Below are 20,306 nucleotides of genomic sequence, written 5' to 3' on the forward strand. Positions count from 1 at the left end.
ACGGCCGGCCAGGGCGGCGGGCACGCTATTGGACCCGTTGTCTCGTTCACTCTAGCGGCCGGGTGCTACCGACGGTAACAGGGTGGTAAGTGTCACATTACGCCCAGGAAGAGATTGACTTCGTGCCATGAGAGTCACGAGGGTGTAACAAGCGGTACCGTCCGCGCGAGGTAAGAGATAACTTATTTCGTGATCTGCCCCCGTGGCCCTGGTCGCCCGACAGAACGGGAGTCTGAGTGGGTCTGCCCGGTTCCCCCCGCCGTCGGGACGCCCGCCCCACCCGCGTGCTGGCCTTCGGCGCGGCCGTCCTGGCCGTCGTCCTGGCCGCCGCGCTCGTCGCCGTCTTCTGGCCCAGTGGTGAACAGACGCACGTCACCGCCTACTTCGAACGCGCCACCGGTGTCTACCGCGGCACCGAGGTCCGCGTGCTCGGCGTGAAGGTCGGCAAGGTCACGCGCGTGACGCCCAAGGGCAACATGGTCGAGATCACGATGGCGTACGACGCCAAGCGCAAGATCCCCGCGAACGCCCAGGCCGTGATCATCGTTCCGTCGCTGGTCGCCGACCGGTACATCCAGTTCACACCGGTCTATCGGGGCGGGGCGGCCCTCAAGAACGGTGCCACCCTGCCGCTGTCGAGCACGGCGGTGCCGGTCGAGCTGGACGACGCGAACGAGTCGGTCAACCAGCTGGCCAAGGCGCTCGGGCCGCAGGGCGCCAACGCCAACGGCGCGCTGTCGCGGCTGCTGAAGTCGAGCGCGCAGACCCTCGACGGGCAGGGCGAGAGCTTCAAGCAGACCCTCCAGGACCTCTCCGAGGTCAGCCGGATCCTCGCCGACAACCGCGGCGACGCCAGCCAGACCGTTCGCAACCTCGCGAAGATCACGCAGGCGATGGCCGCGAGCGACCGGCAGATCCGGGCGTTCTCGGAGAACCTCGCGACCGTCTCCGGCACGCTCAACGCGGAGCGGACCGAGCTAACGGCGGCGCTGAAGAGCCTCACGGTGGCGCTGCAGGAGGTCTCGGCGTTCGTCAAGGAGAACAAGACGCAGATCGCCGCGAACGTCCAGGGCCTCGCGCAGGTGACCGGCATCCTCGTCAAGGAGAAGCAGGCGCTGCAGCAGTTCCTGGACAAGGCCCCCGTGGCGGCCACCAACGCGATGCAGGTGTACGACTACCAGGACGGCACGCTGCACTCCCGGCTCAACCTGATGCAGTCGCAGAACATCGCGATGTGGCTCTGCTCCCTGGCGTACTCCCTCGGCGCCCCGCCGAAGCAGTGCGAGACGCTGCTCAAGCCGCTCAACGCGCTCGGCGCCCCGCTCAGCAAGATCGGCCTCGACCTGTCGGGGCTGACGGCGGCCACGACCCACTACGACGTGGTGGCTCCGCCGCCGGACGCCTACGGCAGCGGCTCCGCGCGTACCGCCGCGAAGGGCGGCACGACCAAGAAGACCGCGCAGACGGGCGCCAACCCGGACCCGACCTTCGGCGGGATCCTGGCACCCCCGTCGACCGGCTGAGTCTCTGCGGCTCACCGTCCTTCGGCCCGGCCCGGCCGGGTCGCCGGGCCGGGCCGCTGGTCAGGCGGCGGAGTCGCTGTAGGCGTGGACCTCGATCATCGGCGGGCGTTCGCCGACGGAGACGTCGCGGATCCGCACCTGGTGGCCGTCGCCGTCGCGGCGGAACTGCGTCAGTACGGTCGACGGCGGCTCGAGCGGGACGATGCGGCCCTGCCGGTCAAGGCGTGACCAGGCGGTCTGCATGATCTGGCCGGCCATGCCGCCGAGCGCGTCGGACGACTGGTGGCTGTGCTCGCGGGTGCCGAGGTCGACCTGAGCCATCGCGTCCAGGCCCGCGACCTCCAGCACGTCGACGAGCAGGCCGAGCTCGACGCCGTACCCGGTGACGAACGGCACGCGTTCGAGGAGCGTGCGCCGGCCGGCGTACTCGCCGCCGAGGGGCTGGACGAATCCGGCGAGCAGCGGCCAGTGCATGTTGATCAGCGGTCGGGCGACCAGCTCGGTCACCCGGCCGCCGCCGCCGGGAACGGAGACGCCACCGGTGTTCAGCGGGCGGTCGTAGCAGGCCTTGACGTACTCGACGGACGGGTCGGTGAGCAGGGGGCCGAGCAGTCCGGTGACGAAGGAGGTGGAGAAGTTGCGCAGGTCCGCGTCCACGAACGCCAGGACGTCGCCCCGGGCGACGTGCAGCGACTTCCACAGCGCCTCGCCCTTGCCGGCCAGCGGCGGCAGCTCGGGGAGCACGGCGTCCTGGGCGACGACGCGGGCACCGGCGGCGGCCGCGACCTGGGCGGTGTCGTCGACGGACCGGGAGTCGATGACGAGGATCTCGTCGACGAGCGGGGCGCGCTCGACGAGGTCCCGCCGTATCGCCGCGACGATCTCGCCGACCGTCTCGCGTTCGTTCCGGGCCGGCAGCACGACACTCACCGTGGTCTCGCCCTTGGCGGCCAGGAGCCGGTCCACCGGCCAGTCCGCCGCGGAGCTCATGCGGTTGCGCAGCCACGTCTGTACCTGGGGCAGCACCTGATCGTCCCCTTCCCTGCGTCAGCACTCCGGCCCATTGACACCTGCCAGGGTTTCACCCTCGTTTCGCCGGCATCACAGCCAGGGGAAACATAGTGGGGGCGGCCTCCCCGGTCGCTCGCCGCGCCCGTCGCCGGCCGCTCGCCACTCCGGTCGCTCACCGCGCCCGTCGGCTCACCACTCCCCTCTCTGGTCGATTATCGCTGCCGTCATGTCTCGGCGTGCTGCTCCAGGAAGCCGTACACGTCGGCCTCGTCCACTCCGGGGAAGGCGCCGGGCGGCAGGACCGCCAGGACGTGCGAATGGGCGCGCGCGGACGGCCAGACGTGGCCCTGCCACCGACGGGCCAGCTCGGCCGGGGGCCGCTGGCAGCAGTCGCCGTCCGGGCAGGCCGACCGGACGCGGCGATTCGTCTCGCGGCCGCGGAACCATCGGGAGTGCTCGTACGGCACGCCGAGGGTGATGGCGAAGTCCCGATCGTGGCTCGGGTCGATGTGCGACAGGCACCAGTACGTCCCGGTGGGGGTGTCGGTGTACTGGTAGTAGACCGAGAAGCGGTCGTCGGCGGCGAAGACCCGGCGCCCGGCCCACTGGCGGCACATCCGCTGGCCCTCGATGGCGCCGTGCTCGTCGGCCGGGAAGATCAGCCCGTCGTTGGCGTACGCCTTGTAGATCGTGCCGCTCTCGTCGTTCTTGGTGAAGTGCACCGGCAGGTCAAGGTGGTGCGTGGCGAGGTTGGTGAACCGGTGCGCGGCCATCTCGTACGAGACGGAGAACACGTCGCACAGGTCCTCGATCGACAGCTCGCGGTCGGCCTTGGCCTCCTGGAGGTACGGCACGACGGTCCGCTCGGGCAGGAGGGTGGCGGCGGCGTAGTAGTTGGCCTCGACGCGCTGCCGGAGGAAGTCGGCGAAGTCCTTGGGCACCGCGTGCTCGAGGGCGATGTGGCCGAGCGTCTGCAGCAGGATCGTCCGCGGCGTGTGCATGCCGAGCTGCTCGCGCTCGAGGTAGATGCGGCGGTTGCGCAGGTCGGTGACGGACCGGACCGAGCGCGGCAGGTCCTGGACGTACCGCAGGGTGAAGCCGAAGTTGGTGACGAGCGACAGCAGCAGGCCCTGCGAGAGCGCGCCGCCCCGGTAGCCGGCGGCCTCCAGGGACTTGGCGGCGACCTGCTCGATCTCGCCGAAGTAGTTGCCGCGTTCGTGCATCTGGCGGCGCAGCTCGGCGTTGGCCTTGCGGGCGTCCTCCGGGCTGGCGGTCGGCTTCGTCCGGCCCCGCTTGACCTCCTCGTACATCGCGAGGAGGTGTTCGAGGACGTCGTTGGGCACGCGCTTGCCGACCTTGAGGTGGGGCAGGCCGAGCGCGCGGTAGACAGGGTCGCGCTGGGCCTCCTCGAGGGCGATCTCGAGCTGGGCGCGACGGTTCGGCGGCTGTTTGCGGAGGAGTTCCTCGACGGGGACCTCGAGGGCGGTGGCGAGTGCCTGGAGCAGGGACAGCTTCGGCTCGCGCCGGCCGTTCTCCAGCAGGGAGAGCTGGGACGGCGCCCGGCCGACGCGTTCTCCCAGCTCAGAGAGGGTGTAGCCGCGTGCGCGCCGAAGGTGCCGCAGCCTCTGGCCGAACGTCACGAGGTCTAGACCATTCGTCAAGTTCAGCGATTCTTCTTTTTGAAAGCCCGTCACAGCTTCATAGTAGCGAAACTTTCGCCGTTCTTCTTGTTACCCAGTAGTTCACTTAGCGCCCCAGCGGCCAGAGAGTAGGACACAAGCACCCAGGGGACGACAGAGGAGGGCAGTATCCATGAGCGACCGTCGCCTCAAGGGAGCAGCCGAAGAGCTGCAGCGGCAGTGGAAGACCGACCCGCGGTGGGCCGGCGTCGAGCGGACCTACAGTGCCGAGGACGTCATCCGCCTGCGCGGCTCGGTGCAGGAGGAGCACACGCTGGCCCGCCTCGGCGCGGAGCGCCTGTGGACGCTGCTGCGTGAAGAGGAGTACATCAACGCGCTGGGCGCGCTGACCGGCAACCAGGCCGTCCAGCAGGTGCGGGCGGGCCTCAAGGCGATCTACCTGTCCGGCTGGCAGGTCGCGGCCGACGCGAACCTCAGCGGGCACACGTACCCGGACCAGAGCCTCTACCCGGCCAACTCGGTCCCCGCCGTCGTGCGCCGCATCAACAACGCGCTGCTGCGGGCCGACCAGATCACCTGGGCCGAGGGCGACGAGTCCGCCCCGCACTGGCTGGCGCCGATCGTCGCCGACGCCGAGGCGGGCTTCGGCGGTGTGCTGAACGCCTACGAGCTGATGAAGGCGATGATCGCCGCCGGTGCCGCGGGTGTGCACTGGGAGGACCAGCTGGCGTCGGAGAAGAAGTGCGGCCACCTCGGCGGGAAGGTGCTCATCCCGACCGGCCAGCACATCAAGACACTGAACGGCGCCCGTCTGGCCGCCGACGTCGCCGGTGTCCCGTCACTGATCATCGCGCGGACCGACGCCCAGGCCGCGACGCTGCTGACCAGCGACGTCGACGAGCGTGACCGGCGGTTCACGACCGGGCAGCGCACCGCCGAGGGCTTCTACCGGGTGCGCAACGGCATCGAGGCGTGCATCGCCCGCGGGCTGGCGTACGCGCCGCACTCCGACCTGCTCTGGATGGAGACCGGCACGCCGGACCTGGACGTGGCGCGCCACTTCGCCGAGGCGATCAAGGCGGAGTACCCGGACCAGATGCTGGCCTACAACTGCTCGCCGTCGTTCAACTGGAAGAAGCACCTCGACGACTCGACGATCGCGAAGTTCCAGCGCGAGCTCGGGCACATGGGGTACACGTTCCAGTTCATCACGCTGGCCGGCTTCCACTCGCTCAACTACTCGATGTTCCACCTCGCCAAGGGCTACGCCGAGGACGGCATGACGTCCTACGTCGAGCTGCAGGAGGCGGAGTTCGCCGCCGAGCGGGAGGGCTACACGGCCACCAAGCACCAGCGCGAGGTCGGCACCGGTTACTTCGACCGGGTCAGCACGGCGATCTCGCCGGATTCCTCCACGGTGGCGCTGAAGGGGTCCACCGAGGAGGAGCAGTTCGTCCCGGCCGACTGAGAAACACCTCGAGGTCGGCACGCCGGTCCCCGGTATCGCCCACTGAGAACTCCTGGCTCAAGGTCGACGCGGTGGCCCCCGGATGATTCCGGGGGCCACCGCATGCGTTTATTCCGGCCCAATCCAGCCAATCCCGACACAGGCCACCTCTGGCCCCGACTCTGGACAATCCCCACGCGCGTACGCCAGAGTCGCAAGGTCCAGTTGATCTTCTGCACGAGGAAACCCCCCACATGCGCAGAACATCCCGTCTGGTGGCCGTCGGTGCGACCCTCGCCTCCGTGGCGGCCATCGCACCCGCCGCGTCCGCCGCGGCGCGGCCCCATTTCTCCCCCGGCGCACCGGGAATCGGCGACCCGTACTTCCCGCTCGAGGGCAACGGCGGGTACGACGCCCTGCACTACGGGCTCGACCTGAAGTACAACCCGTCGACCAAGCGCCTCGACGGAGTCGTCACGATGACCGCGCGGGCCACGCAGAACCTGTCCCGGTTCGACCTGGACCTGCAGCAGCTGACGGTCACGAAGGTCACCGTCAACGGGCACAAGGCCAAGTTCACCCGCAAGGGCCAGGAACTGGTCATCACCCCGAAGAGCGGCATCCGGAAGAACAAGCGCTTCACCGCCACGGTGACGTACGGCGGCGTCCCGCAGACCATCGTGGGCTCCCCGATCGTCTTCGGCTCCCCGTACGGCTTCGTCCACACCGATGACGGGGCGTTCATGGGCGACGAGCCGAACGCCGCGTCCACGTGGTTCCCGAGCAATGACCACCCGGCCGACAAGGCCGCCTTCACCTTCAAGGTGACGGTGCCCAAGGACCTCGGCGTGATCGCGAACGGCCGGCTGATCTCCAACAAGACGAAGGGGTCCAAGACCACGTTCGTCTGGGACGAGAAGGCGCCGATGGCGACCTACCTCGCCACCGCCGACATCGGCAAGTGGGAGTTCAAGACCGGCAAGACGCCCGGCGGCATCCCCGAGACGATCGCCGTGGACCCGAAGCTCAAGGGCCGTGACCCGAACCACCCGGACCCGACGAAGTTCTTCTGGGACACCACGGGCGAGGCCACCGACCTGTGGGTCAAGCAGTACGGGAAGTTCCCGTTCGACTCGACCGGCGCGATCGCCGACCTGGCGACGTACAACGGCAAGGCGATCGGCTTCTCCCTGGAGACTCAGACCCGGCCGCTGTACTCCGACGTCCGCAACACGACCACGATCGCGCACGAGCTGGCGCACCAGTGGTTCGGTGACAGCGTCTCGGTGAAGACCTGGCAGAACATCTGGCTCAACGAGAGCTTCGCCACCTTCTCGCACTACTACTGGAACGAGAAGCACGGCGGCACGACGCTGCACGACCAGGCTCGGGCGATCTACAACGGCCACGCGGCGAACGACACCTGGTGGAACGTCGTGATCGCGGATCCGAAGCGCGACACCATGTTCCATGACCGCGTCTACAGCGGCGGCGCCATGGTGCTGCAGTTCCTGCGGGAGAAGATCGGCGATGACGCGTTCTTCAAGACGCTGCGCACCTGGGCGGCCGAGCACCGGCACGGCAACGCCACCACCCAGCAGTTCACGGCGCTCGCGCAGAAGATCTCCGGGCAGGACCTGAGCGGGTTCTTCAACACCTGGCTCTGGTCCCCCGGCAAGCCGGCCCTGCCGCAGGGCTGACCCACTCCGGCCGGGGACCCCACGGGGTCCCCGGCCACCGCTCGTGGCCCCGCGGTTCGAGTACCCGCGCCGCACTGGGTAGCTCCAGAGGTGAACGGACCATTCACCCGGCGAAGGAGCAGTGTCATGAGCACACCGGTTCTCGAGGCGGCGGCGCAGCAGCTCGCGGACGCCACGTCCAAGCCGCCTTTCCTTTACGAACTCGGCGTGGAGGACGCCCGTAAGGTCCTCGACGACATCCAGGCCGCACCGATCGACAAGCCCGGCGTCGACGACAAGTGGATCACCGTTCCGGCGGAGGTCGGCGACGTGCGGGTCCGGATCGTCAAGCCGCCCGGGGCGGCCGGTCCGCTGCCGGCCGTCCTCTACGTCCACGGCGGCGGATGGATCCTCGGCAACGCCGGCACCCACGACCGCCTGGTCCGCGAACTGGCCGTCGGCGCCGGCGCCGCCATCGTCTTCGTCGAGTACGACCGTTCGCCCGAGGCGGGGTACCCGGTCGCGCTCGAGCAGGCGTACGCCACCGCGCAGTGGATCACCCGGAGCGGCGCCGACGAGGGCCTCGACATGTCTCGCCTGGCCGTCGCCGGCGACTCGGTCGGCGGCAACATGGCCACCGCGCTGACCATCCTCGCCAAGCGGCGCGGCGACGTGTCCTTCGTGCACCAGTCGCTGTACTACCCGGTGACCGACGCCGCGCAGGACACCGGCAGCTACCGGGAGTTCGCGAACGGCCCGTTCCTGACGGCCGCTTCCATGGCCTGGTTCTGGGACGCCTACACCACCGATCCCGCGCAGCGGGCGGAGATCACCGCCTCACCGCTCCGCGCCGAACTCGGGGACCTCGCCGGCCTGCCGCCGGCCCTGGTGATCGTCGACGAGAACGACGTGCTGCGCGACGAGGGCGAGGCCTACGCGCGCCGGCTCACCCAGGCGGGGGTCCCGACCACCAGCGTGCGCTACAACGGCATCATCCACGACTTCATGATGCTCAACCCGATCCGTACGACCAACGCGGCGACCGCCGCCGTCGAGCAGGCCGTCCGCACCCTCCGCAAGGCCCTGGGAACCGGCTGAGTCCGCGGGAGGCCGGCGCGGGCGCCGAAGCGGCCGTAATCCACTGGCCGATCGGCCGCCCGCGCCGTACGGTGTGAAACCGGCCGCGGGAGCCCGTCTACGCCCGGCGTTCCGGCGGTTCGCGCGCGCCCGACGGTGGCCACGATCGGTGAGGAGGAGGTCGCCTTGCGGAGTCCCGGTGTGCGGGCACGCTCGGCCCCCTCTCTTCACACTCCGCTCCGGTACGCCTGGGTCGCGGCGTACGCGTTCCGGCGCTACAGCACCTACCGGGTGGCGGCCTTCTCCGCGACGTTCACCAACACCGTCTTCGGCTTCCTGCGGGCGTTCGTGCTGATCGCCGTCTGGCACGCCCGGCCGGCGCTCGGCGGGTACGACGTCGCCGACGCGGTGACGTTCAGCTTCCTCACGCAGGGGCTGATCGAGCCGGTGCGGATATTCGGCGGCAGCCTGGACCTGACCGAGCGCATCCGCACCGGTGACGTCTCGATCGATCTGCACCGACCGGTCGACCTGCAGGGCTGGTGGTTGGCCGACGACCTCGGGCGCGCGGCGTTCGCGGTTCTTTCGCGCGGCGCTCCCCCGCTGATCGCGGGCGGTCTGGTGTTCTCGCTGCGGTGGCCCCCGTCCCCGGGCCGATGGGCCGCCTTCGCCGTGGCGGTCCTGCTGGCCGTCCTGGTGAGCTTCGCGTTGCGCTACCTGTACTCCCTGGCCGTCTTCTGGGTGCACGACGACCGTGGGGTCACGGCGATCTCGCTGGTGACCACGATGTTCTTCTCCGGCATGATCATCCCGCTGGTGGTCTTCCCCGGCCCGCTCGCCACGGTCGCCCGTGTCCTGCCGTGGGCGGCGCTGGTCCAGGTGCCCGCAGACGTGTTCCTCGGCAAGCGGGCCGATCTGGGGGCGTACGCCTTCCAGGCGGCGTGGGCCGTGGCGCTGCTCGTCGCCGGGCGGCTGCTGACCATGGCGGCCCGGCGGAGGCTGGTGATCCACGGTGGTTGACGCGGTACGGACCTACCTTCTGCTCGCCGGCACGTGGCTGCGCGCGGCCGCGCAGTACCCGGCGTCGATGGTCATGCTGATCGTCGCGCAGGCGGTCGTCACGTCGCTCGACCTCGCCGCCATCCTGATCATCTTCGCGCACACGTCCCGGCTCGGCGGGTTCTCCCTGCCCGAGGTGATGTTCCTGTACGGCACGGCGGGCGTCTCCTTCGCGCTCGCGGATCTCACGTTCGGCTCGGCCGACCGGCTCGGCGAGCACATCCGCCAGGGCACGCTGGACACGCTGCTGGTCCGGCCGGTCGGGCCGCTCCTGCAACTCGCCACCGAGGACTTCTCCCCACGCCGGATCGGCAAGCTCGTGCCGACGGGGGCGGTGCTCGTCCTCGCCCTCGCCCGGCTCGACGTGGCCTGGACACCGGGCCGCGTCGCGACGGTCCCGCTGATGCTCGCCGGCGGCTACTGGATCTTCGCCGCGCTGTGGGTGCTGTCCGCGACGTGGCAGTTCGCGGTCGTCGACGGCAAGCAGGCGATGAACTCGGTCACGTACGGCGGCGCGTTCCTCGCCCAGTACCCGCTCAGCATCTTCGGCCGCGACGTCCTGCGCGGGCTGACCTGGGTCGTGCCGCTGGCGTTCGTCAACTGGCAGCCGGCGCTGTACATCCTCGGCCGGCCCGATCCGCTCGGCCTGCCGGTGTTCTTCCGTTTCGCGTCGCCGCTGGTCGCGGCGGCGCTGTCCGTACTGGCCGCCGTCACCTGGCGTACGGGCCTGCGGCGCTACCGATCGACGGGGAGCTGACCACATGCTGGAGGTCGAGGACGTCCGCAAGACGTTCGCCGTGCGGCGGCGCACCGGGCGGCTCCGCCGCACGCGGGTGAACGTCGACGCGGTCGACGGGATCTCGTTCACCGTCGGCGCCGGGGAGTTCGTCGGCTACCTCGGCCCGAACGGCGCCGGGAAGTCGACGACCATCAAGATGCTCACCGGCATCCTCACGCCGTCCTCCGGACGGGTGCGCGTCGCCGGCCTCGATCCGGTGCGGCAGCGCACGACCCTGGCCCGGCGGATCGGCGTGGTGTTCGGCCAGCGCACCACCCTGTGGTGGGACCTGCCGCTGCGCGACAGCCTCGCCCTCATCCGTCACCTCTACCGCGTCGACCGTGCCGCGCACCGGACCCGGCTGGCCGAGCTGACCGAGGTGCTCGAGCTCGGCGCGTTCCTCGACACGCCGGTCCGGCAGCTCAGCCTGGGGCAGCGGATGTGCGGCGACCTCGCCGCGGCGCTGGTGCACGACCCGGAGATCCTGGTCCTCGACGAGCCGACCATCGGCCTCGACGTCATCAGCAAGGCCACGGTCCGCGCCTTCCTGTCCCGGCTGGGCGCCGAGCGGGGAACGACGATCCTGCTCACCACCCACGACCTGGGCGACATCGAACGCCTGTGCCGCCGCGTCATGGTGATCGACCACGGCCGGCTGGCGTACGACGGCTCGCTGGAGCGCCTGCGGGCCACGGCCGACGCCGACCGGATCCTCGTCGTCGACCTCGCCCACCCGCAGGCGCCGATCGAGGTCGACGGCGCCCGGCTCATCCGTACGGACGGCCCCCGGCAGTGGCTGGCGATACCGCCTGACGGCAACGCCGCCGCCGTGGTCGCCGGCGTCGCCGCCCGCTACGACGTCGAGGACATCGCCCTGCGCGAACCCGACATCGAGGACGTCGTCACGCGTCTCTACCGCACCGGTGCTGCTGCCGGTTTCCGCTGGGAGCCCGATCGTCTCTGACCGCTCGACGGCCCGGGGCATCAAACCTTCCGTCCCGAAAGTCGCGGTCGATGCCATTTCTCCGGGCCAGGCAAATTGCTTCTTGGAACCATATATGGCCCGACAGAGCCGCTGCGCGCACCAAGGCATCCGATGCGGCGTCCATCGCAACGCGCCGCCTAAGTCATTTCGCCGGCAGCAACCGTCGGCGAACGCGGAAAAACACCAGTAAAAAATGTTCAAGAATTCCAAAGAACCGATGTCTATAGCAGCGTGATAGCCTGCGCAATGCTTCTCTTCTACTGTCGGCGGTGCCGCGAAGACAATTCATCACCGACAAGAGGAATGTCCATTCTGTTCGGGGGGAGCCTCATGGGTTCATTCGCTAGAACAGCTGGCAGCATAGCGGCTGCCACGCTGATCGGGGCGGGGGCGGCGGCATCGCCATCCTCGGCCGGTGCTCAGCAGGTCGTGACGGTGCCGTGTAGCGGACCTTCAGGCGGAGCATCAGGTCTCGCGACGGCGGTCGCCAACGCCAACCTGGCCGGCCATGGCACGATCCGACTGGCCGCGAACTGCAATTACGACTTCACCACCACCGCGGAGACCGGGACACGCGGCTCGGACGCATTGCCCATCATCAGGGGCAACATCACTATCTTCGGGGGACCGTCCACGCACATTCGGCGCACCGGAGGCACGCCGTTCCGCCTGATCGAGGTGGCCGCCGGCGCCCGCCTCACCGTCAACGGCATCTTCATCGAGGGCGGCGACGCGGGGGTCTTCCCCGGCGGGGCCATCCTCAGCGCGCGCGGCACCGTTGTACTGGAATCGGTCACTGTGCGAAACAGCACGGCGGACAACGGCGCCGGCATCGCCAACGACAGCGGTTCACTCTTTCTTCTGTGGACTCTGGTCACCGGCAACACGACCCGCCATGCCAACGGCTTCGGCGGTGGCGGCGCCGGCATCTACAACGACGGCCGGCTCGAAACGTTCAATACTCGCATCAGTTTCAATACCGCCAACACCAGCGGTGGCGGAATCTACAGTGAACAAGGCGGAACCGCCAGACTGGTCCACACGACACTCAACAACAACAGCGCCAGGTTCAATGGAGGCGGGTTGTTGAATGGCGTGGGTGGAAGATCCCTGCTCGAGGCCACGCTCGTCACGGCCAATAACGCCGCCGACGGCGGCGGGATCTTCGACAATCCCGGTCCCGGGACGGTCTCGCTCTTCGGGAGTTTGGTGACCGGCAACAGTCCCAACAACTGCAGACCTGTGGGCGCCATCTCCGGCTGCTCCTGACACGAACGCCCTGCCGTCTTCTGTGGCGGTACCTGGCAATCGGCAATGGGCCGGCAGGGTGACGGGAACGAAGCCTCCCGTCACCCTGCGGTCCGCGGAGAGCAGCTCCATCCGCAGCGACGATCACGGAACCCGGGAGGCGCGGCATGCCGGAAGGTAGCGGGACGAGATACCTGGTGACGGGCGGAGCCGGCTTCATCGGCTCTCATCTCGTCGAGGCCCTACTCGCACGCGGCGACTCGGTCGTCGTCCTGGACACCCTGTCGACGGGGCGACCGGCGAACCTCGCCGCGGCCGCCGGACACCCGGACTTCCGCTTCGTGCACGGCTCCGTGTGCGATGAACTGGTGGTCGACGAGCTCGTGCACGAGTGCGACGTCGTGATCCACATGGCCGCCGCGGTCGGAGTGAGGCTCGTGGTCGAGCAACCACTGAGATCGTTGACCACGAACATCCGCGGATCGGAAATCGTGATCAAGGCCGCGCACCGGTACCGGCGCAAGATCCTGGTCACCAGTACCTCGGACATCTACGGGAAGAACTCGCTACACCCCCTGACGGAGACCGCCGACACGATTCTCGGCAGCCCTTCCGTCCTGCGCTGGGCGTACAGCACGGCCAAAGCCGTCGACGAGATCCTCGCGAACTGCTATCACCGGGAACGAGGTCTCTCCACGGTCGTGGTCCGCCTCTTCAACACGGTCGGGCCCAGGCAGAGCCCGATGTACGGCATGGTCGTCCCGCGCCTGGTCCGGCAGGCCCTGCGTAACGAGCCCCTGACGGTCTTCGGGGACGGACGGCAGACACGCTGTTTCGCTCATGTCAGGGACGTTGTGGACGCGATCCTTTCGCTCATGAGCGAGCCGGCGGCGGTCGGGCAGACGTTCAACGTCGGGTCGTCGCGAGAGATCAGCATCCGTGAGCTCGCCGAGATGATCATCGCGCGCTGCGGAAGCACGTCGCCGATCCGGCTGGTTCCCTACGACCAGGCGTACGGGCCCGGATACGAGGACATGCACCGGAAGGTTCCGGACACGGCGAAGCTCCACGCCCTGACCGGCTGGGCTCCGCGATACTCACTCGACGACATCCTCTCCGACGCGATCGAAGACGGGGCACGCGAGATGTCGGAAAGTCCGGCCGCCGCGTCGCCGTACATCACCGCGCTCCCCTGATGAGCGCGGCGGGCCGCGCGGTGTGCCACGCCGTCCCCCACAGGTAGCGGAGGTCGGAACGCCGGGGAATGAGGGCACGCGGCGGAGTCCGCGTGACCCGCAGAAACCACATGATCTGCAAGGCCGCGAGTACGCCGTAACCGATGCTGGCGGCGAGCGCGGAGCCGACGGCGCCGCACGATGGAATCAGGGCGAGATTCAGCCCCACGTTGATGGTGAGGGCCACGACCGTCGTCACCGAACTCAGCAGGGGACGGTCCAGCCGGAGCAGGAAGGCACCGACCGGTCTGGTCGCCCCGATCAGCCAGAGGCCCGGCGCCAGCCCGAGAAGCGGGCCGATGCTCCCCGTGAACGCCGGCCCGTAGACCGCCGGAACGACGAAGGGCGCGGTAGCGCACAGGAGCGCGACGGAGACGGTGGCCACGAGCGCGGCGATCCTCGTGGAGTTGACGGTGAACGCGGCGGCCGTCCTCTCATCGCCCTCCAGTTGCCGGGGCATGGCGAGGTTCGCGACGGTGTCCGGAGGTACCCTGCCGAGTTCCATCAGCGTCACCGCCGCCGCGTAGAGCCCCACCTCGACGGTCGTCGTCATCGCACCCAATATCAGGATGTCGGCGCGTAGCAGAAGGAACATCGAGACGAGGCCGGTGTGATAGCGCAGTCCCAGCCGGAGGGCCCTGCGCGCCACGCCGGCATCACAGTGCCGCAGCCTGGGGCGAGCGGCGGGCAGGAGGACCGCCAGCGGCAGCGCGGCGGACACGGTCCACAGCGCGACGATCCACCAGAGTGTCAGCTTCGCCATGGCGGCCAGGCCGATCAGCGCCGCGCAGTGCACGCCTACGCTGAGCAGGCCGCTCCAGTTGTTGACGTCGATGCGCGCCTTCAGGACCATTAGGCGAGCGAGCAGCTTCTCGGTCATGGCGCAGGGAATCCAGGCCAGCGCCAAGACCAGCAGGCCGTGGTCCCTCACCGGCACGACCCCGGGCCCCAGGCCTTCGATCACGATGCCGGCGGCGATCGCGCAGACACATCCGAGCGCCATGCCGAAGAGCAGGCAGTTGGCGGTGATGAGAGCACTGTCGCGGACTCGCGGCCACAGCGCGACGTGTGACTCCTCGACCGACAGATGACCGAGGTGGAGGGCGACCGTCGCGACGGTCATCAGCACCGCATAGGTACCCCGTCCCTCGGGCCCCAGCGACCGGTTCACGACCACGCTCATGAGCGCGCCGAGGAGGAATCTTGCGGCATAGATGCCGAGGGTTCCGGCGGCCTGCCGGGCTTCTCGATTCACCGCACCGGCCCGGGGACCATGAGGGCGGCGCATCGATTCACGGCCGGGATCCCGAAGTCGGGTGGTTCGTCCCAGGTGGATCGAGGAATTCACGGCACCACAGCTCGAACTGGATGAGCGCCCAGATCCGGTTGGCGTGGTCATGTCCGTTCTCATGTCGCCGCAGCAGTTCCCTCACCGCCTCGGGCCGGAACAGCCCTCGCGATCTCGCCGTGTCGTCCGTCAGCACATCCCACGAGAGATCCGACAGTTCGGTGCGGAGCCACCGCGCGAGCGGCACGCCGAACCCCATCTTCGGCCGTGTCACGAGCGCCGGAGGCAGCCATTCCGCGACAGCCTTCTTCAGCAGGTATTTCGTCGTGCCCGAACGGACCTTCAGCCGGGCTGGCAGCCCGGCCGCCCACTCCATCAGGTGGTGGTCGAGGAACGGGGAACGCGCCTCCAGGGAGTTGGCCATGGTGGCGATGTCCACCTTCACCAGGAGGTCGCCGGGAAGGTACGTGTTGACGTCGACGTCCATGACACGACAGAGGTCGGAGGCGGCGCGGGAGGCGGCGAACGCCTCGTCGAACAGGTCGTAGCTGTCCACCTCCGCCAGCCGCGTACGCAGCTCATCCGAGTAGAGGGCCGTCTTCTGCTCGGGAGTGAAGTAGGACATGAGCCGCGCATAGCGCCGCGGCGTCGGGTGACCCAGCAGTTCCACCGCCCGACCCGCCCGTTGAAGCGCCGAGCGCGTGGCACAACGGGCCGAGAGTGCGGAGCCGACTCGGTCGAGCCGGCCGCTCAGGAACGAGAACGCGGGAATCCGGCCGACGTGTGACATGAGCAGATAGCGCAGGTAGCCGCCGAACAGCTCATCGCCGCCGTCTCCGTTGAGGATCACCGTCACCTGCTCGCTGCTCATCCGTGCGACGTAGAAGGTGGGTATCGCCGAAGAGTCCGCGAACGGCTCGTCATAGTGCCAGGACAGCGTCGGCAGCACGTCGAGCGCCGATGGGGTGACGACCATCTCGTGGTGGTCTGTGGCGTAGCGCCGGGCCAGCATGCGCGCGTATTGTCGTTCGTCGAACTCGTCCTCGTCGAAGCCGACGGTGAACGTCTTGATGCGCTCACCACTCTGCCTGGCCATCGCGGCGACGACAGCCGACGAGTCGAGCCCGCCGGAGAGGAAGGCCCCCAGCGGCCGCTCACTCACCATACGGACACGCGTCGCTTCGAGCAGATGATCGCGAAGCTGTTCGGCGGCCTCCTCTTCGGACGTGATCTCGCGCGGCGTGCAGTCGAGGCGCCAGTAACGACTCGTCACGGCGACGCCGTCCTGCCAGGAGAGCAGGTGGCCCGGCGGCAGTTTGTGAATCCCGCAGAGAATGGACCAAGGGGCGGGTACGTACTGATACGTCAGATAGTGGTGCAGCGCCACCAGGTCGACCTCATGACGCACCGCAGTATCCTGCATGAGCGCCTTGAGCTCCGAGCCGAACCACAGCGTCGCGCCGTCGGAGCGCCAGAACAGCGGCTTCTTGCCCACCCGGTCGCGAGCGAGGAGAAGCCGCCGCCTGGTCCGGTCCCAGATGGCGAACGCGAACATTCCACGGAGCCGGTGGACCAGATCATCACCGAATTCCTCATAAAGGTGAACAAGGCACTCGGCATCGCCGTTCGTGGCGAAACGGTGACCAAGGTTCCACAGTTCACCGCGCAATGCGGCGTAATTGTAGATCTCGCCGTTGAAGACCGCGACCACGGTTCGGTCCTCGTTGTAAACCGGCTGATCCCCACCGGCCACGTCGATGATTGCGAGGCGCCGCATGCCGAGTGTGGCGTGCTCGTCATCGTGGAAGCCCGCACCATCCGGCCCGCGGTGAGCGAGCACCTTGCACATGCGGCGGAGAAGACCGGAATCCGGATGACCCATTGACACGATTCCCGCAATCCCACACATCGGTGTTTTCAACCCCCAACTATGACCGCACAGCCGTCGCGCGCCAGACACACAGGCTATTTGCCATGCCGGTCGCCATCAATTCACACACCGGCACGACCACGCGCCGATGCTCGGCAATCTCGTGACCGCGCCGTTTAGAGACGGTTTAGTGCACGATGCAGCCTTGCCTGGTTTTCCGAGCCAGCCGGACGATATACAGCACGGTTGTACGGTTTGTAGCTATGGGGTCCTGTATTGACCGACCAGTCCCCGGACACATACAGCCCCCGAAAGAACCGCAAGAGATAATTTCCGGTCAACTGACCAAGTGTTGATCTTGAGCATGGAGTGGCCATTCGCAGGCAGGCGATATACCTGGGGCCAGGGAGCGGAGATTATTCAACACATCCCGGAGGACGACAGTGTCCATTTCCACACCGAGCGCGCAGTCAGGTCAGAACGCGCCGGCAGACGAGAGCGTCGGGTCCCCGGCGGGGGCCACGTCCCTCGGCCTCGTCGGGGATGTCGAGGCACATCTACGGTTGACGGAAGCGCCACCCGAGAAACGTCCTCTGAGCGGACCGGCGGCACTCCGACTGAAGCACACCGTCGATCGGCTGGTCGCCTTTGTCGCGCTGCTTGTCCTCGCTCCCGTTTTTGTGGCCCTCGCCGTCGCGGTGCGATTGAGCGGCCCAGGACCGGTGCTCTTCGTCCATGAGCGCATCGGGATCAACGGCAGGCCGTTCCGGATGTGGAAGTTCCGCTCGATGAGGGTCGGCGCCGATGATCAGCTCGCGGATCTGCTGCAGACGCACGGACGGGGCAGCGAACCGTTCTTCAAGGTGCCCGACGACCCCCGTGTGACCCGGATCGGCCATTGGTTGCGCCGCTGGTCCCTTGACGAGCTCCCCCAGCTTTGGAACGTGGCACTCGGCCAGATGTCGCTGGTCGGGCCCCGCCCTCAGGTCCACGCCGAGGTCGCGCTGTACACGAGCCGAGAGCGCGGCCGCCTCGACGTGCGACCAGGTCTTACCGGCCTGTGGCAGATCAGCGGCCGCTCGACCTTGCCGTGGCAGCACGCGATGGAGCTGGATCTCCGTTACGTAGCGGAATGGTCCCTGAGGCTGGATATATGGATCCTCCTCAAGACGCTCGGTGCGGTGGTCAATGGTAACGGCGCATTGTGAGTCGGAAGGCGCGCGTTCCGCCGAACGCACGCGCCGGTTCACGGTGATCCATGTCGTCGAATGCTGGGGCGGTGGCGTGAGCACCGCCGTAGCCGGCTATATCCGCGCAACACCCATGTTCGACCACTGGCTACTCACCGCCACACGCCATGGAGAGGACACCGGCGTGACAATCACCGGACAGGTGCGAGGCTGGCTGCGGCTGCCCGGTAGCCACCCGGCACGCATTCGCACGATCCATCACGCCTACAACCTGATCCGGCCCGATATCGTGCACGCCCATTCCTCATACGCCGGAATCTACGTTCGTGGCTGCCCGTCGATCCCGGCGGATCGTATCGTCTATTCGCCGCACTGTTATGCGTTCGAACGCGTCGATGTGGTTCCGCCCGTACGCGGAATGTTCCGTATCGCGGAATCCATCCTCGCGCGGCGAACGGGCGTGGTGGCAGCGGCAAGTCCACGGGAAGCCGCGCTCGCCCGGATGCTGCACCGACGGCAGCAGGTCGTGTGCGTACCACATGCCGTCCGGACCCAGCCGGTGATCCCGTCCGCGCGGCCATCCGAAAATGAGGTGGCCGCCGTCGCCGTAGGGCGGATCTGCCGGCAGAAAGACCCGGGTTTCCTCGCCGAGGCGAGCAGGGAGGCGCGCAGGCGCGGCTGGCCGATCCGCTGGGAGTGGATCGGCGACGGCGATCCCGCACATCGTCAGCGGCTCGAGTCCGCCGGCGTGCACGTCGCGGGATGGTTGCCGCGGGATGAGGTGTTGCGCAGGCTCGGCCGGGCGCACGTCTACGTGCACACGGCGCTCTGGGAGGTCGCGCCGACCATGGCGATGCTGGAGGCGGCCGCAGCCGGACTACCCATGGTCGCGCGGTCACTGCCGGATCTGGCCGCGCTCAGGTTTCCCGGACTCGTCCGCACCCCAGAGGCGCTCGCCGCCGCTGTGCGTCGCATGACCGATCCCGCGCACCGGGTCGAGCACGCGAACCGGTGCCGCGCGGCGCTTCACGAGCACACGCCGGAGGTCCAGGCGACGCGATTGGCCGCGGCCTATGTAGCGACCGCCCAACGAGTGAAGGAGAGAGTGTGACCGACCGGATTCGGGTCGCGGTGGCGGGAAAGGTACTGCGCCGCAACGTCGGCGGCAACACGACCTACGCGGAAAGCCTCTACCGAGGGCTGGAGCGGCTCGGTGTCGAGCACACAGTCCTCGTGCCCCCCGGGGATACGCTCCGCGGACCGGCGCGACAGCTCTGCCATGCGGCGGCCGAGGGATTCGTCTGGCCGCGTACGGTGGATCGCCGGCACGCCGATCTGCTGCATTTCCCCGCCGACACCGGAGCGCTGAGCGCCGGCCGGCTGCCGATCGTGGTGACGATCCACGGGGTTCCCCAGCATGTTCCGGGCATCCGGCGCACGCTCTGGGAACGCACCTGGCGAGCACGCGTAACCCGCCTGGCCCATGCCGCTGATGCCGTGGTCACCGTCTCCGCCAGCTCCGCGGGCGAGATCGAGCGCGCATTCGGAGTCCCCGAACATCGCCTGCACGTCATCCCGCACGGTGTCGACACCGATCGGTTCCATTCCGACTGTTCGGCGGACGACCGGCTCCTCGCGCAGTTGCGCCTACCGGAGCGGTTCGTTCTTTACCTCGGCAACCTCGACCCCCGCAAGAACATCCCGGCCCTCGTCGATGCGGTCGGCCGGCCGGAGATCGCCAGACTCGGGGTCCAACTGGTCGTCGCCGGCGGCCCCTTTCTCGGGTCAGAGCCCGTCGAGCGGCTCCTGGCGACCGCGCCGCACGTGCGATACCTGGGTCAGATCCCGACGGAACTGGTCGCCCCTCTGTTCCGCGCCGCCACCGTCTTCGCGCTCCCGTCGAGTCACGAGGGGTTCGGGCTGCCCGTCATCGAGGCGATGGCGTGCGGAACACCCGTGATCGCCTCCGACCGTGGCGCCCTGCCGGAAGTGGCCGGGGAGGCGGCCATCCTGTTGAGCGATCTCGATTCCGCGTCGATCGCCGCGGCGCTACGAGACGTCCTCACCGATGACGCCCTCGCCACAGAGCTGCGCACTCGCGGACTGGCCAACGCACAGCGGTTCGCCTGGGCCGAATCGGCGCGGCGTCATTTGGAGGTCTTCACGCGCCTGTTGTCGGGAACAGGTCGCCCGAGTCGCTCGGACGGCGAGGACACGGCCCCGGCAGCGCTGTCGCGTTCGTGAGGACGTGGCCCACGAGAACACCGAGAACTAGA

Annotated in this window: 16 protein-coding genes; 12 read left to right on the forward strand and 4 right to left on the reverse strand. The window is 68.5% G+C overall.

Features of this window, described 5'->3' with window-relative positions; genetic code table 11:
• Window positions 1-236: 236 nt before the first annotated feature.
• The gene (locus ABEA24_RS48825) at window positions 237-1,523 is read left to right on the forward strand and encodes an MCE family protein (protein ID WP_345442571.1); all 1,287 of its coding nucleotides are present in this window, start codon (window positions 237-239) and stop codon (window positions 1,521-1,523) included.
• A gap of 60 nt (window positions 1,524-1,583) precedes the next feature.
• On the opposite strand, the gene ABEA24_RS48830 is transcribed toward ABEA24_RS48825, so the two are convergent.
• Together ABEA24_RS48830 and ABEA24_RS48835 are read right to left on the reverse strand one after the other, a co-directional pair.
• Window positions 1,584-2,549: a glucosyl-3-phosphoglycerate synthase gene (locus ABEA24_RS48830; protein ID WP_345442573.1), complete on the reverse strand. Its 966-nt coding sequence runs from the start codon at window positions 2,547-2,549 to the stop codon at window positions 1,584-1,586.
• 209 nt (window positions 2,550-2,758) lie between these two features.
• On the reverse strand, window positions 2,759-4,195 hold the full coding sequence (locus tag ABEA24_RS48835) for a helix-turn-helix domain-containing protein (protein WP_345442575.1): 1,437 nt from the start codon (window positions 4,193-4,195) through the stop codon (window positions 2,759-2,761).
• 151 nt (window positions 4,196-4,346) lie between these two features.
• On the opposite strand from ABEA24_RS48835, the gene aceA reads away from it, so the two are divergent.
• From aceA to ABEA24_RS48875, 8 genes are all read left to right on the forward strand, one after another.
• Complete coding sequence (gene aceA, locus ABEA24_RS48840) at window positions 4,347-5,642, forward strand: isocitrate lyase (RefSeq protein ID WP_345442577.1); 1,296 nt, start codon at window positions 4,347-4,349, stop codon at window positions 5,640-5,642.
• A gap of 233 nt (window positions 5,643-5,875) precedes the next feature.
• Complete coding sequence (locus tag ABEA24_RS48845; RefSeq protein ID WP_345442579.1) at window positions 5,876-7,321, forward strand: M1 family metallopeptidase; 1,446 nt, start codon at window positions 5,876-5,878, stop codon at window positions 7,319-7,321.
• Between the two features lie 126 nt (window positions 7,322-7,447).
• Complete coding sequence (locus ABEA24_RS48850) at window positions 7,448-8,398, forward strand: alpha/beta hydrolase (protein WP_345442581.1); 951 nt, start codon at window positions 7,448-7,450, stop codon at window positions 8,396-8,398.
• A gap of 165 nt (window positions 8,399-8,563) precedes the next feature.
• Window positions 8,564-9,397, forward strand: a complete 834-nt coding sequence (locus tag ABEA24_RS48855) for an ABC transporter permease (RefSeq protein WP_345442583.1) — start codon at window positions 8,564-8,566, stop codon at window positions 9,395-9,397.
• The gene (locus tag ABEA24_RS48860) at window positions 9,390-10,193 is read left to right on the forward strand and encodes an ABC transporter permease (protein WP_345442585.1); all 804 of its coding nucleotides are present in this window, start codon (window positions 9,390-9,392) and stop codon (window positions 10,191-10,193) included. The genes ABEA24_RS48855 and ABEA24_RS48860 overlap by 8 nt, the downstream gene beginning before the upstream one ends.
• Before the next feature lie 4 nt (window positions 10,194-10,197).
• Window positions 10,198-11,178 (forward strand): ABC transporter ATP-binding protein, encoded by a 981-nt coding sequence (locus ABEA24_RS48865; RefSeq protein ID WP_345442587.1) that lies wholly within the window; start codon window positions 10,198-10,200, stop codon window positions 11,176-11,178.
• 351 nt (window positions 11,179-11,529) lie between these two features.
• Entirely contained in the window at window positions 11,530-12,468 is a 939-nt protein-coding gene (locus ABEA24_RS48870; protein ID WP_345442589.1) for a hypothetical protein, read from the forward strand.
• Between the two features lie 146 nt (window positions 12,469-12,614).
• Complete coding sequence (locus ABEA24_RS48875; protein WP_345442591.1) at window positions 12,615-13,643, forward strand: NAD-dependent epimerase/dehydratase family protein; 1,029 nt, start codon at window positions 12,615-12,617, stop codon at window positions 13,641-13,643.
• On the opposite strand, the gene ABEA24_RS48880 is transcribed toward ABEA24_RS48875, so the two are convergent.
• Both ABEA24_RS48880 and asnB read right to left on the reverse strand, forming a co-directional pair.
• Window positions 13,627-14,937, reverse strand: coding sequence for a lipopolysaccharide biosynthesis protein (locus tag ABEA24_RS48880; RefSeq protein ID WP_345442593.1), 1,311 nt, complete (start codon window positions 14,935-14,937; stop codon window positions 13,627-13,629). The two genes, ABEA24_RS48875 and ABEA24_RS48880, sit on opposite strands and share 17 nt — an antisense overlap.
• Before the next feature lie 37 nt (window positions 14,938-14,974).
• Window positions 14,975-16,891 (reverse strand): asparagine synthase (glutamine-hydrolyzing), encoded by a 1,917-nt coding sequence (gene asnB / locus ABEA24_RS48885; protein ID WP_345442595.1) that lies wholly within the window; start codon window positions 16,889-16,891, stop codon window positions 14,975-14,977.
• 392 nt (window positions 16,892-17,283) lie between these two features.
• Here asnB and ABEA24_RS48890 point away from each other — a divergent pair, with 392 nt between their 5' ends.
• Genes ABEA24_RS48890 through ABEA24_RS48900 form a run of 3 tightly spaced genes read left to right on the forward strand, consistent with a single transcriptional unit; the run spans window position 17,284 to window position 20,274 of the window.
• Window positions 17,284-18,048 (forward strand): sugar transferase, encoded by a 765-nt coding sequence (locus ABEA24_RS48890; protein WP_345442597.1) that lies wholly within the window; start codon window positions 17,284-17,286, stop codon window positions 18,046-18,048.
• The gene (locus tag ABEA24_RS48895) at window positions 18,029-19,141 is read left to right on the forward strand and encodes a glycosyltransferase family 4 protein (protein WP_345442599.1); all 1,113 of its coding nucleotides are present in this window, start codon (window positions 18,029-18,031) and stop codon (window positions 19,139-19,141) included. The genes ABEA24_RS48890 and ABEA24_RS48895 overlap by 20 nt, the downstream gene beginning before the upstream one ends.
• Window positions 19,138-20,274 (forward strand): glycosyltransferase family 4 protein, encoded by a 1,137-nt coding sequence (locus tag ABEA24_RS48900; protein WP_345442601.1) that lies wholly within the window; start codon window positions 19,138-19,140, stop codon window positions 20,272-20,274. Before ABEA24_RS48895 ends, ABEA24_RS48900 begins: the two co-directional genes overlap by 4 nt.
• The last annotated feature ends 32 nt before the right edge of the window (window positions 20,275-20,306 follow it).

The sequence above is a fragment of the Actinoallomurus vinaceus genome (genome assembly GCF_039542055.1).
GTDB classification, from domain to species: domain Bacteria; phylum Actinomycetota; class Actinomycetes; order Streptosporangiales; family Streptosporangiaceae; genus Actinoallomurus; species Actinoallomurus vinaceus.

Excerpts from the sequence above, each read along its gene's own strand:
- ABEA24_RS48850 (WP_345442581.1), top strand. The coding sequence starts at position 7,448 with ATGAGCACACCGGTTCTCGAGGCGGCGGCGCAGCAGCTCGCGGACGCC.
- ABEA24_RS48845 (WP_345442579.1), top strand. The coding sequence starts at position 5,876 with ATGCGCAGAACATCCCGTCTGGTGGCCGTCGGTGCGACCCTCGCCTCC.
- aceA (WP_345442577.1), top strand. The coding sequence starts at position 4,347 with ATGAGCGACCGTCGCCTCAAGGGAGCAGCCGAAGAGCTGCAGCGGCAG.
- ABEA24_RS48895 (WP_345442599.1), top strand. The coding sequence starts at position 18,029 with ATGGTAACGGCGCATTGTGAGTCGGAAGGCGCGCGTTCCGCCGAACGC.
- ABEA24_RS48865 (WP_345442587.1), top strand. The coding sequence starts at position 10,198 with ATGCTGGAGGTCGAGGACGTCCGCAAGACGTTCGCCGTGCGGCGGCGC.
- ABEA24_RS48875 (WP_345442591.1), top strand. The coding sequence starts at position 12,615 with ATGCCGGAAGGTAGCGGGACGAGATACCTGGTGACGGGCGGAGCCGGC.
- ABEA24_RS48870 (WP_345442589.1), top strand. The coding sequence starts at position 11,530 with ATGGGTTCATTCGCTAGAACAGCTGGCAGCATAGCGGCTGCCACGCTG.